The organism is Nostoc sp. KVJ3 (assembly GCF_026127265.1).
In the GTDB taxonomy this organism is placed as follows: Bacteria; Cyanobacteriota; Cyanobacteriia; order Cyanobacteriales; family Nostocaceae; genus Nostoc.
On sequence record NZ_WWFG01000001.1, the window covers coordinates 3874753 to 3887778 of the forward strand.

Consider the following 13026-nt stretch of genomic DNA (forward strand, 5'->3'; position numbering starts at 1 on the left):
AAGCCGCAATATCATGGGCAGTTGTAGTTTTCCAGCGATCGCGAGGAACCGGATTAAGCCAAGTAGTGTAACGTACATACTGCCCTAGCTCTTTTAAAAAGAATTTTGTTAACCGCCGTCGCCTAGAACTAAATCCCCCCGCGCCGCGCCAGCATCGCTAAAAATTAAGCAAACTGTTCGAGATTTAGGCAAGTTTGATAAACAATCATCAATTGATTCTGCCTCTAAATGATAGCGATCGCGGTACAGGTAGTCATCTGGACAGTTATGAAAGTAGTAAACTCGAACCCGACTGAAACGCCCTCCACGCATTGCTGTATCTGCCAACTCTTGGGAAAGATGATGAAACGGAACCATCGAACCATCTCGATCGATTAACAGCAGAAGTTCTATGCGATTGGTACGTCGTGGAACTAACACCGGATTTAATAAAAGTCCGTGCTGGGCAACCTGTTGAATGGTGGCTTCCATATCTAGCTCGATGGGTGTCCCCTCACGACTAAACTGACGCAGATAACGCCACCCTTGCTTCATTTGTCGATGGGTGATAGGCAAATCCTTAATGATTAAGGGGAATTGGTTAAGTTCGTTATCCGATTGCCTGATTACTTTCGCAACTTGAATCTCGTCAGCCATTGTCCGAATCACTCCAGGAGACAGCATCGTTTTGGGTAAATTGGTGTAAGTCTCAGGAATGATCGCTTCATCTCTAGCAGCGGCTGTCTGTCGAATTTTCCACAGCCTCCAAACAAGAAAAATCAACATTATGGAAGTAACTGTAATCCATAGCAGTTCCAATTCATCAAAAAAGGGCTTCAGTCCAGCCCACATACCCCCATCATCATCTTGAATAGTTAAGATTGCTTCCCTTTGATTGCCAAGTTTGACACCACCTTCAGGGTCAGATAAAGATAAAGTAATAGGATAGTCAATTTCAGCGCGATCGTTGTTGATAATCGGAATTTGAATTATTTTTTTTCCTGCTTCGCCGTCCGCAAATTTAATGACTTTAGGAGTATCCTGAAGACGGTCTGATTCTGATAAATTCAATATTGCCCTGACTGCTCCATGACTACCCCCAGTGCGGATAATTTGGATTTTAGCTGTCTTTTCAGTTTCTTTAGCAGTGAATTGAGGAATAATAAAAGGAATACCATCAAAGGCTAAACTGCCAGCTAGTGATGGATCTGGTGTTTGAAAGATAAGATTTTTGAGGAAGAATCCGCTAGCGATCGCAACAGAGCAAGTTGCAAGTCCTAAAATTACCAAGCGTGCGATTCGAGCCGTTTGACGTTTCTCAAAAGTCGGTTGTGCTTTGAGAATTGTTGTTGAGCTAATATCCTCCATTTTACTTGCAAAAAAATCTTGTTCTAGTCGGTCTGGAATGATTTGGTCAAAATAATCTTGAAAAATTTCTTCTTCTCGCTGGGATTTTACCCAGAGGGCACTGCATAATTGGGCTAGTGCAGTGCGATCGCTAGTTCCAAAACCTGCATTCATAGATTCCAGCAGCAGATGATATTCTGCCAACCCCAAAGGAAAACCTGCTTTCCTTAAACAGGTGAATAGTTCTAATAATGCTGGATCATTCACGATCGCTAGTTAACCTCAAATAATTGATATGGGCATCCCAACTTTTGAGTAATACTTCTAAGTAAGGTAGTTGGGCTTCACCCGACAACTTATTTAATACATCTTGTAATGAATCTCGCTTTAGAGCCTTAATCCAATCGAGCAATTCACTCGTACTCACATTCTTACTGAATTTACCAGTTTCACCCTCCATAGATTCCCGTAATTTCATAAAACGGGAAACAGCTGTATTTGTCAGTTCATCTGCAATTCCAGGAAATCTATATTTGACAATTTGTACAATTTGTTCATAGTTGGGAAAATGAACGTAATAGAATAAACACCGCCGCAAAAAGGCATCAGGTAAATCTTTCTCGTCGTTACTAGTGATAAAAACGATTGGTGAATTGACTGCTTTAATCTCCTTTTCTTTCCCATTTTCTCGCACCTCTTCAATCTGAATCAGTTGCTCGTCGAGTTCTAGCAATAAATCATTGGGAAAATCGATATCGGCTTTGTCAATCTCATCAATTAAAACTACCGTCCGTTGGGGATTAATAAAAGCTCGACCTAATGCTCCCAAACGAATATAAGATGTTGGATCGTCAAAGCGTTTCTTTTCTTCTGTGGTTAAAGAACCAGATGCCGCTAATTGAGCATCACGTAGCCGTCCAATGGTATCATAAACGTACAAACCATCTTTAGCTCGACTGGTTGATTTTACATACCAAGCCTCAAAATCTAGTCCTAACTCATAAGCAACTGCAAGAGCTAGTTGAGTTTTGCCACATCCAGGTTCTCCTTTGAGTAATAATGGACGACCTAAGTAAATCGCTAGATTCACAACATCCACTAATTTTTGGCTGGGTAGGTAAGGATAGATGAGCCTACTTTTATAACTATCACCTGGTTTTGGTTGCTTAGTGCCCGTATATTTAAGGGGTTCAATATTTAGAGACGTAACCATTTATTCTCCTGCTCAAACCAATTACAACCACAAAGATCGCAAATTTTTCGGAAAGTTGGCATTGGAATCCCTTGCTTTTCTGAAAGCATTCTCAGGGTTTCTGTCTTATTGGCAGAGATAGCTGGAGGTAAGAAATCACTTTGATAATTTAACCAATCCCTCATATCTTTCTCTAAAAATGGATTGATCGCGGGTAATCCTAAAGGTAAATTTGGTTGCCAATCTGAATCATAATTCTCGACAAAACCGACATTCCACTGAGATATTACACATTGATAGTCTATGAGGAAGATCATTAGTTTAAATGAGTGTTCTTGAGAATTATCTGCTAATATCTTTTGAGTCAGTGATGCCCAAAAAATGTTAAGTAAATCACACAAATTTTCTTTAATCGTTTCATCAGCATTGTTAAACGCAATTAAAACATTCTGGGATTTCCATAGTTCGCAAATTTTTTCGGTAATCTGAGAAGGTAAACTCTTTTCAGGTAATCCAACTCGACCTGCAAATTCATCCCAAATTGCTAAGATATCTGTTCTTGAAGAAGTCCGATTTAAGTCAATAATAATACTTTTGCCTTCCAAAATTTTCGGGATAATCGAAGGTGAAGCTAGTCGATTGAGCAGCCATCTTTGACCGTAGTCTTTGGAACGACCTTGGATTAAAAACACACCATGAGAATGTTTTCCAGCAATCTCTTCAAAGAGGTTTTGCTGTTCCCAGTATCCTAACTTTAATAGTGATTTATATAAAAAATCAAAAGTTTGGCTTTTTTCTAAATCAGAGTTTTCTCCTGCTTTCGGTTGATTAATTTGTTTTTCTAACTCGTCGAGTTCTGCTTCTATTTCTTCTAGTTTTGCTTCATACTCTTCAATTCGCCGTTCTAGCTCATATTTCGCTTCCGAATCAGTTTTGGTTATTTTTTCTTTCTTAAACCATTTCAACTTCTTCCGAACTTCTTCATATTCCTCTTCTAGGTCTTCATATTTTGCCTCTAAACGCTTAAGCGAAGGCATATATTCTCCTTAATAATTAATATCTGAAATATCTGCTGAGGTCGCTGAAATTATAGCATCCATACTGCCTGAAAAAACTTAGAGTACTCCAAGTAAAAAAATGCCCAATTGTCATTGCGAGCGAAGCGAAGCAATCACAGCCCTTGGGATTGCTTCGCGTCGCTCGCAATGACGGGTTTTGGATTATTTATTTTTTGGAACACTCTTACTGCAAGAGTTGGATAGCCAGATGGTATTGAGATTTAGAAGATAAATAAATCAGGATAGGAACATTCTGAACTTTGCCAAGGAGTCATTCTAACAGGACTTACGCACTCAAAACCTGAAACCTCGATCCCCCCCTAGCCCCCCCCCCTTTTTTAAGCTACGGTGTACACACAAGTCTGAAATAGCTGATTAACGAAGGTTTACCCCACCCTAACCCTCCCCGTATGTATTGGGGAGGGAACAAGATTTTCCGGTTTCCCCCCTTTACAAGGGGGGATTAAGGGGGTAATTCGACTTGTGTATACACCGTAGCCTTTTTTAAGGGGGGGATTTGAAAAGTCCCCTTTTTAAGGGGGTTGGGGGATCTCTTATGCGTAAGTCCTATCTAACTCTGCGTTTAAGCGGTTAACACACTCGATCTTTAATAATTAATCTACTTTCGTGACTCATTTTACAGGGAATTAACCGCTTTGCGAATCCCTTCTACCACATTTAGAAATGCGGCATCGCGATCGCTCCATTGAGTTATAGGTTCGCCATCTTTTGGTAGAACCTTGAGTTTACTAAATGGTGAATCTTTCCAATCACAAGGTCTGAGAATAATTGGAATTACCCTTGCTGTGCCTTGATTGTGTCGGGCGATCGCTCCCTGCATTTCTATGTCATAGCAATAATCCGATGCCATGAATGGAGGACTGATCAGCAGCAAAACGATCCGAGCCGATTCCAGTTGCCTCTTAATTTGAGTTTCCCATTCTTCTCCCGCTTCGATGGCGCGATCGTACCAGGCAGTAATCTTACCCTGCCGCTTGAGGTTAGCAAGATGAATGATAAATTCTTCCACCAAGTTGTCATCTTTATGGGAGTAGGAGATAAATACATCGATTGGCACATTCTGTAATTGCTCAACTGGAGGTTGAACAACAGTATCGGAGATAGGTTGAACAGTAGCATCAAAAGATGTGGTTTTTTTTAGCAGCACTGGGGTCAAATGTTCTGCAATACCTGCCATCCCAATTGCTGCACACCCTAGCTTGTAAGCAAACTCAATCGGACGACCTGCACCGATGGCATCATAAAACCCTACGGCAAACTCGATAGCTGCTCGATCTCCAATTGCTTGGTTCATGCCAATTACACAATCAACGTGATTAGCGATCGCTTTGGCTTGCACTTCTGAATAACAACCGTTTAGCACAACACAGCGAATTTGGTCAGCAAACAGGGCAAACAGCCTTGCCAGTGCTTCCCCATCCACAAGCTTTGTATTACCAATTTCATCTTCAAAGACTAGTCCTTGTTCCCCTGTCCCATGTCCTGAAAAATGGACAATCTGCGGACTGACATCCAGCATCGCCCGTTGAATATCACGAGGACGAACCGCCAACCGTTGCTCTAATTGAAATTGGTCGCGCTTTTGAGAACGTTGCAGTCCTTCTCCAATGTCTCGCAACTCTTCACCAAGCCGTAGACGAGTGGTGTCTTGAGGATTGGCAGCCAGAAATAAGATTTTTTGCAGACGATCGCTAGAAAAAGTCATAATTACTCACATAATTTGCTATAAAAACTTAGGGACTTCCAAGTAAAAAAATATCCCAAAACTGACACAAAAATCTTCTCTATTTCTCTTCTCTCTGTGTTGCGCCAGGTGCTACACCCGTATTTCTCACGCATGAGAGAGGGGAAAGAAACAAGGCAGATTGAACTCTCCCACTTCTTACCTCACGGGCGAAGTAATAAGTAATAAGTAAGATACATTACTCATTACTCATTACTTATTTAATTACAGCAGATTGCGAGTTGGTGAGGTACAAAAATACCCCACCCTAACCCTCCCCTTATAAACTACGGTGTACACACATCTCTGTAGAAACCCAAAATCGTTGGAGATCCCCCTAAATCCCCCTTAAAAAGGGGGACTTTAAGAGACTTTTGCCCCCCTTTTTAAGGGGGTTGGGGGGATCAAAAGCCTATGAGACCACTCTCAAAGACTTGTGTGTACACCGTAGCTTATAAAGGGGAGGGAACTAGATTTCTTTTTCCCCCCTTTATAAGGGGGGATTAAGGGGGGTAATTCACCGTAGCCCCAAGCAGTACTTCATTTACTTGCAAAGTGCTGTATTGAGATGTGGTGAGAAATTCGGGTTAAAGAAGTCCTGCGGACTCATACAATCGTTTCAGCATTGCAGAAATTTTTGTACCATAATCTAAATCTGCTGACCACCGCCCTGATAGCTGATCGATTAATGGCGCAATTCCGCGTGTAACAAAGCGAAATCTTGGGTCTACTACTTCCTGTACCAAGGGTTCTAAACTAGCGTAAGCTTTTAAATGTTGGATGTGTGCCCTGACTCCAATTCTGGCACTGGGAAAAGATGCAACCTCTGAAGCACCACCGATCGCACCTAAGCCAGCAAAGTTATTTTGCTCAGGTTTAATATCACCACCAAACCGTAAAAATCCTGTTTCTACACACATTTGACAAAAGGCGATATCATAGTTCACTCCTTCTATACCTGCTTCTTCTCGATAAAGTTTTGGAATGTCAGGAAAACTTGCCAAAGCATTTTGATTATTGTTTCTCAGGAATAATTGTAACTGGACTTCTGAAGTATTTCCGTTCGACATTACCCGGTTAATTTGACCAGAGCAAACCATTAAATTCGATCGCAAGCTGACAGTCCGAGTTCCAGCATCCCAAGTGACTGCAATATGAAAATCTCGCAGTTCGATGGCTTTTACATAAACTACTTTCCGATAGGTAATTCGATTAACATTAGCCGCTTTAGAAAGGTCAATCCGCAGAATGTCTACTAAATCAATGGGAATGTAAGCATTGCCATTGACTAACACTCCTTGCTCTGAATAATTTTGTCCATTAATATTAATATTTATTGGTTGATAATTTGCTTCTGCTGGAGTTCCGGGAGTGGGGTCAATCAAGCGACTCCAAGTTACTAATCCATCGGCAATTCCCAAAGCAAAATCACGGCGACGAGTTTGTAGCAAAGCCCGATCTTCTGGATTGGTGATAAACCCCACTTGCATCGCCAATGCTGGAAGCGTTGTCTGGCGACAGAATGCTAAACTACCCAATCCACTATCTGTATCTGGCTTGACTCCGCGATTTGGTAATTGAGGCACGCGGCGCAACAATCCTATTAGTAGCTGTTCGGCATTGCTTTTGCGATCGCTATTATTAGAAATATAAAAGACGCTAGCCCCACGCACAGAAGGGCTGTTAGCCGCATCAGATTGAATCTCTAGGGCAACATCACCCCTACCGCCGCGAGAATTGATCCAAGTGATAGTTTGGGCGGCACTCAAGTCATCAGGAACCGCCAAAATTTCCAAATTCCGCGCCCTCAGTTCTGTAACAATCAAATCCCGCAGCAGAATCATTTCTTTAGCTTCAGTTGTACCACCCGCGATCGCACCTGGATCGATCCCTCCAGCTTCTTTCCCTCCATGAGCCGCGGATATAAAAATACGTCCCATTGTCAGTATTTCCTCTGATAAAATTAAATGTAAGCAATTGTATAGATCATTCTTGGTCTAGCAACAAGAATATAATAGCCATCAGAAGTCCAAAGTCATTTGGACTTTGTTATTTCTCCAAACTTAATGCTCCGGGACTGAGGACTAAAAGCGAGGAATAAAAGAAGGATAACCCATGCCCCATGCCCAATCCCAATAACTAAATATGCAAATCCCCCGCTTGCACCCAGATACAATTGAGGAAGTTAAACTACGGGCTGATATTGTAGATGTCATCTCGGAATACGTAGTTTTACGCAAACGTGGAAAGGATTTTGTCGGTTTGTGTCCCTTCCATGATGAAAAATCTCCTAGCTTCACCGTCAGTCAGACCAAGCAAATGTACTATTGCTTCGGCTGTCAAGCTGCGGGAAATGCGATTAAGTTTGTCATGGAGTTGGGAAAGCGTTCTTTTATTGATGTGGTGTTGGATTTAGCACGGCGTTACCAAGTACCTGTGCAAACCCTAGAACCCGAACAACGCCAAGAATTACAGCGTCAGCTATCTTTGCGTGAACAATTATATGAAGTTTTGGCAACGTCCGCCCAATTTTATCAACACGCCCTAAGACAATCCCAAGGGCAAAAGGCATTTCAATATTTGCAATCTAACCGCCAACTCAAAGAAGAAACCATACAGCAGTTTGGTTTAGGTTATGCCCCCGCAGGTTGGGAAACTCTTTATCGTTATCTTGTAGAAGATAAACATTTACCTGCGCAGATACTAGAAAAAGCGGGATTGATTAAGCCGAGGAAGGAAGGAGGCGGTTATTATGATGTATTTCGCGATCGCTTAATGATTCCCATCCGCGATGTCCAAGGGCGTGTCATTGCCTTTGGTGGGAGAACGCTGACGGATGAACAGCCTAAATATCTGAACTCACCAGAAACAGAACTTTTTAGTAAAGGTAAAACATTATTTGCCCTCGATCGAGCCAAGGGTGGAATTTCCCAACTCGATCAAGCAGTGGTGGTAGAGGGATATTTTGATGCGATCGCTCTCCACGCTGCTGGGATTAATAACGCCGTCGCCTCTCTCGGTACAGCCTTAAGTTTAGAACAAGTCCGATTAATATTACGCTACACCGAATCGAAGCAATTAATCCTCAACTTTGATGCCGATAAAGCCGGAACCAATGCCGCCGAACGTGCGATCGGTGAAATTGCCGAACTAGCATATAAAGGCGAAGTTCAGCTAAAAATTCTCAATTTACCCGATGGTAAAGATGCTGATGAATATTTACATAGTCACACTCCCGAAGATTATAGAGAACTGCTAAAAAATGCGCCACTTTGGTTAGATTGGCAGATTCAGCAAATTATTCAAGACCGAGATTTAAAACAGGCTACTGATTTTCAGCAAGTAACTCAGCAATTAGTCAAATTACTTAAAAATATCGCTAACAGCGATACACGAAATTATTACGTTTCCTACTGTGCAGAGATACTCAGCTTGGGAGATACCAGACTTATACCCCTACGAGTCGAAAATCTGCTAACTCAAATTGCTCCACAACCTTATATTCCAGGTTCGTCGATAAAAGGTTTCTTACGCAAGCAGCAAAACTCTGGAGTCCACAAGTCAAATGAAACATCTGTACAAAGCGAACGCAGTCTTTTAGAACACGCAGAGGCATTATTACTAAGGATTTACTTACATTGTCCTGAACAGCGTCAAGCGATTATTGCCGAACTAGAGGAGCGAGATTTGCAATTTAGCCTTTCTCACCACCGATTTTTATGGCAACAAATTTTAGAAATATCATTCGATGATGGAGAAACAAGAAATGTTGCGTCTCAACCAGATTTAATTTCTCGCTTGCAAGACCAGTTTTTAGAATTTAGCAGCGAAATGGGGTTAATTTCCCATTTATTCCATGTAAATGAAAAAAACCAGAAAGAAATACTTCGGACTCCGCAAGTAGTTCAAGCTGCGATCGCTTGCATGGATTTAGTCATGCTTGAAAAACGCTATCGTCACTTTTTGGAACTATGGCAACAAACCGATCCAGAAGCTGAACCAGAGCGCTATCAATCTTATTATCAAGCTTTCTACGCTGAAAAAATCAAGCTTCAGAAAATAGACCGACAACGATTATTTTCCATCACAGAGTTGTTGTAGGTTAAGGCAAGACATGATAAATCGCCGTCTCTACAAAGGACTGATTATTGTAAAGACGGCGATTTATCGCGTCTCTTTATTTATCGCATCCCTTGCCTTAACCGAACAGTATTAGACATCTCTAGGAACTCAATATGCGTAACCATAAATCCTTAGAGGTTGTTTGAAAAGTAGTTAGGTGTGATTTTAGGCACTCGTTGATCCCCCCTAACCCCCCTTAAAAAGGGGGGAACCGGAATCCAAGTCCCCCTTTTTAAGGGGGATTTAGGGGGATCTCCAAGGGTTAGGCGTATAAAAAAACTTTTCAAACAACCTCTTAGCCCAAGCGTATTGCATTATCAATTACAAATTATTTTCACTGCGCCCAAATCCTTGACCCCGCAAAACTTTTGACCAAATAACTAATTCGCCTTGCTCACCGCCTCCGGCTAGTAACTTCCCTTGGGGATGCCAAGCTAAGGTCGAAAAACCTCCTGAGACACCTGTGATAATTTGGGATACTTCCTTAGCTTGGTTCCACAAACACAACCAGCCGTCAGCAGCCGCAGAAGCAAGCAGGAAGCTTTTGGGTGCAAAGGCGATCGCATTAATCACACCAACATGATTTGTTAATACTCGTGCTTCCCAACCTAAAGTATCATCCTCTAGTTTCTCCCACACCACAATCCCTTCAACGCTAGAAGATGCCAGTATTGGCACGCCTACTTTGTTGGTAGCCTCTGACCATGCCAATTGGCGAATTTTACCAGGGAAGCCACGCATTACCCAAGGATCGGGGTTATTCCATTCCAAAACGGTGACACTACGATCCATGTTGCCAGAAGCCAGGAATTTGCCATCGGGCGACCAAGCCATAGCTAAACTGACAGTAGTCATATCTAGGCTGTATGGTTCTTCATCCCAGTTTTGACTGTGCCAAATCTTGACTCCCTTATAACCACTAATGGCTAAATATTGTCCGTCAATGCGCCAATCTATACCTAATACTGAAGAGTTGTCGAAATTCAGCGTCACGACAATTTCACGAGTATCTGCATCCCAGACTTGGACGTAACGCCCTAAACTAAAAGCCAGTTGATTACTGGTGTAATTCCAAGCTAGCTTGTCAACCCATGCGGGGGCATTTTCCAGCGTGGCAATTAATTCAGTATCGCGCCAAATTTTTACTTGTCCATCTTGTCCGCCAACGGCTAAAAATTTTCCATCTGGGGAAAATGCCAGACAGTCTACTGATTTACCGTTACCAGTTTGTAGCATTGTAAGTTCGCTATCATTCCACAAAACTACTTCACCATCGGCAGAAGTTGCTGCTAAAGTTTTACCTTGTGGCGACCAAGCGATCGCAGTTACATAATCTGAAAGTGTCCCCGAATAGTATTGTTCAAATTCTTTAGATTTGGTTATGGAGTTCATATTTTCTACAGAAGTTAGGAATTAAAAGTTAGGAGTTAGAAGTTAGGAATTTTTAACTCATCACTCATAACTCCTAACTCCTAACTATTTATTTAAGCTAAACAAGCGAGAAAATCTTCCTTGAGTTGGGCTGCATCAAGGTTGCGACCGATGAAGACTAATTCGTTTTTGGGGGTTTCGTTTGGTTTCCAGGGGCGATCGGGTTTGCCATCAAAGATCATGTGTACCCCTTGAAATACAAATCGATTCTCTTCTCCAGCAATATTTAAAATGCCTTTCATCCGAAAGATATCTGGGCCTTGGGTACGCAGCAACTCCGAAAGCCAAGTGTTTAATTTTTCTCCATCGACTGCACCCGCTTCCACTAAAGCTACAGAAAAGACGGTTTCATCGTGTACGTGGGCATCTTCGCCTAAGAAATCTGGATCAATTTCTAATGCACGATCCAAATCAAAGGCTTTTACACCTAATAAAGCATCCATCCCTAGTTCAGAATTTTGGGTGCGGTAAATTTTTGCGATCGCATTCATCGCCCGAATCCGTTTTTCTAATTCATCTAACTCTTCTGGCGCTACCAAGTCTGTTTTATTAAGTAAAATTACATCGGCAAAAGCAATCTGTTCTTGGGCTTCGTCTGCATCCCAGTGCTGCCAAATATGTTTGGCATCTACCACTGTCACCACCGCATCTAGGGACAATTGGCTTTGCAAATCTTCATCCACAAAAAATGTCTGAATTACTGGTGCTGGATCGGCTAATCCCGTTGTTTCAATTACTAAATGGTCAAATTTATCACGCCGCTTCATCAAATTACCAATGATGCGAATTAAATCGCCACGCACTGTACAACAGATACAGCCATTATTCATTTCAAATATTTCTTCATCTGCATCGATAATCAATTGATTATCAATACCCACTTCCCCAAATTCATTAACAATCACAGCAACTTTTTTGCCGTGTTCGTAGGTGAGGATGTGATTGAGTAGAGTCGTTTTACCTGCTCCCAAGTAGCCTGTAAGAACAGTAACGGGAACTGAATTGTTGATTACGTCAGCCACCATACTCTAAATTCCCCTTGTCTCACCTTGTGGATAATCATTATCGCCTATGATAAATCTTTTTATTGAAAGCGGCAGAAAACGAGATCCCCGACTTCTTTAAGAAGTCGGGGATCTGAATCATCGCTAACCACTCAGCCTAAAAGCCAAGTAGCTTCCACACGTCCCGCGATTTTCTTGTGAAAAATTATTTTGCGTCTTGATAGATATTTTATGAAAATAACAGAAAATCTTGAACTGCTTCTAAAACCACTTCTGGGTATTCTTCATGCAGTCCCAAAGAACCAGGAATAACAACGCTTTTCATTCCTGGTAAGGCGACTAAAGCGTTCATTTCTTCTCGTGATTTGGGAGGGCTGGATTCCCCAATTACTACCATGAGCGGTACGGTTAAAGACTGCACAAGTTCCAGAAAATCTGACTGTTCGCGTACAGCATCAAGATTACCAGTTACAAAGGCAGCAGATGCAAATCGCGCTCCTGGTTGTTGAGTCGTGTGCCACTTCTTCTCGATGAAACTGGGTGTAATTTTAGCCGCGTCAGTAAAGACATGACGACGGTACATAAAACTTAAGAAAGATTGCGTAGTATTGAGTTTGTAGAGAGCTTGACCCAGTATAGGCGATCGCACCAATTCTCGCACAATGCCAGCTATTTGCTGACTTGCCCCCATTGTTGGTAAAGGGCCACGCCAAGTAGGAGCTAATAATAAAATCTTTGAGAAAGCAGTCTGCTTGACAGCTAATTGTAAAACGTAACTAGCAGCATGGCCAGCCGCAACTACAGTGATGGGAGTATTAAAAATAGCTTTGACAAAATCTTCCAGAAAGTGCTGATATATTTCTGGTCGGTAATTCAAACTAGGGCGAGAAGATTCACCAAATCCAGGCCAGTCTAAGGCTACAACTTGAAAATTGGGAGCTAGTAACTTGGCAAGTTCGCCTACTTCTGAACGTGTCGAAACACTGCTGAAAGATGGTAGTAGCAATAGCGGTGAACCTTTACCCAGGGTTTCATAAACAACGCGCAATTGCTGATTTTCCCAATTCCAGAGATATTCTTGAACCACTCCACCAAAGCCAACAGGAGCAGAGGTAGATAATACATTTGTTGACATAAAATTAAATATTG

The 13026-nt window shown here is 41.9% G+C and carries 9 protein-coding genes; 1 reads left to right on the plus strand and 8 read right to left on the minus strand.

Features of this window, described 5'->3' with window-relative positions; translation table 11 throughout:
• Window positions 1-108: 108 nt before the first annotated feature.
• From GTQ43_RS15590 to GTQ43_RS15610, 5 genes are all read right to left on the minus strand, one after another.
• The gene (locus tag GTQ43_RS15590; protein WP_265273495.1) at window positions 109-1593 is read right to left on the minus strand and encodes a hypothetical protein; all 1485 of its coding nucleotides are present in this window, start codon (window positions 1591-1593) and stop codon (window positions 109-111) included.
• On the minus strand, window positions 1586-2539 hold the full coding sequence (locus GTQ43_RS15595; RefSeq protein WP_265273496.1) for an AAA family ATPase: 954 nt from the start codon (window positions 2537-2539) through the stop codon (window positions 1586-1588). Before GTQ43_RS15595 ends, GTQ43_RS15590 begins: the two co-directional genes overlap by 8 nt.
• A complete protein-coding gene (locus GTQ43_RS15600) occupies window positions 2524-3555 on the minus strand; it encodes a hypothetical protein (protein WP_265273497.1) in 1032 nt (343 codons plus the stop codon). Before GTQ43_RS15600 ends, GTQ43_RS15595 begins: the two co-directional genes overlap by 16 nt.
• Window positions 3556-4213: 658 nt before the next feature.
• Window positions 4214-5302, minus strand: coding sequence for a TIR domain-containing protein (locus GTQ43_RS15605; RefSeq protein ID WP_265273498.1), 1089 nt, complete (start codon window positions 5300-5302; stop codon window positions 4214-4216).
• A gap of 605 nt (window positions 5303-5907) precedes the next feature.
• Window positions 5908-7260: an N-acetylmuramoyl-L-alanine amidase gene (locus GTQ43_RS15610; RefSeq protein WP_265273499.1), complete on the minus strand. Its 1353-nt coding sequence runs from the start codon at window positions 7258-7260 to the stop codon at window positions 5908-5910.
• A gap of 205 nt (window positions 7261-7465) precedes the next feature.
• Between GTQ43_RS15610 and dnaG the strand changes: the two genes are divergently transcribed.
• Window positions 7466-9421: a DNA primase gene (dnaG, locus tag GTQ43_RS15615; protein WP_265273500.1), complete on the plus strand. Its 1956-nt coding sequence runs from the start codon at window positions 7466-7468 to the stop codon at window positions 9419-9421.
• A gap of 342 nt (window positions 9422-9763) precedes the next feature.
• Here the strand turns inward: dnaG and GTQ43_RS15620 are convergent, their stop codons facing one another.
• The 3 genes from GTQ43_RS15620 to GTQ43_RS15630 all read right to left on the minus strand — a co-directional run bounded on the left by GTQ43_RS15620 (window position 9764) and on the right by GTQ43_RS15630 (window position 13012).
• Window positions 9764-10834 carry a WD40 repeat domain-containing protein gene (locus GTQ43_RS15620; protein WP_265273501.1) on the minus strand — a complete coding sequence of 357 codons (1071 nt, stop codon included), beginning with the start codon at window positions 10832-10834 and terminating at the stop codon, window positions 9764-9766.
• Between the two features lie 92 nt (window positions 10835-10926).
• On the minus strand, window positions 10927-11898 hold the full coding sequence (locus tag GTQ43_RS15625) for a CobW family GTP-binding protein (RefSeq protein WP_265273502.1): 972 nt from the start codon (window positions 11896-11898) through the stop codon (window positions 10927-10929).
• Window positions 11899-12106: 208 nt separating this feature from the next.
• The gene (locus GTQ43_RS15630; protein WP_265273503.1) at window positions 12107-13012 is read right to left on the minus strand and encodes an alpha/beta fold hydrolase; all 906 of its coding nucleotides are present in this window, start codon (window positions 13010-13012) and stop codon (window positions 12107-12109) included.
• Window positions 13013-13026: the final 14 nt, after the last annotated feature.

What these genes read in the sequence shown, in the direction of transcription:
- GTQ43_RS15595 (WP_265273496.1), bottom strand. Translation starts at nt 2,539, where the DNA reads ATGGTTACGTCTCTAAATATTGAACCCCTTAAATATACGGGCACTAAG.
- GTQ43_RS15600 (WP_265273497.1), bottom strand. Translation starts at nt 3,555, where the DNA reads ATGCCTTCGCTTAAGCGTTTAGAGGCAAAATATGAAGACCTAGAAGAG.
- GTQ43_RS15605 (WP_265273498.1), bottom strand. Translation starts at nt 5,302, where the DNA reads ATGACTTTTTCTAGCGATCGTCTGCAAAAAATCTTATTTCTGGCTGCC.
- GTQ43_RS15610 (WP_265273499.1), bottom strand. Translation starts at nt 7,260, where the DNA reads ATGGGACGTATTTTTATATCCGCGGCTCATGGAGGGAAAGAAGCTGGA.
- dnaG (WP_265273500.1), top strand. Translation starts at nt 7,466, where the DNA reads ATGCAAATCCCCCGCTTGCACCCAGATACAATTGAGGAAGTTAAACTA.
- GTQ43_RS15620 (WP_265273501.1), bottom strand. Translation starts at nt 10,834, where the DNA reads ATGAACTCCATAACCAAATCTAAAGAATTTGAACAATACTATTCGGGG.
- GTQ43_RS15625 (WP_265273502.1), bottom strand. Translation starts at nt 11,898, where the DNA reads ATGGTGGCTGACGTAATCAACAATTCAGTTCCCGTTACTGTTCTTACA.
- GTQ43_RS15630 (WP_265273503.1), bottom strand. Translation starts at nt 13,012, where the DNA reads ATGTCAACAAATGTATTATCTACCTCTGCTCCTGTTGGCTTTGGTGGA.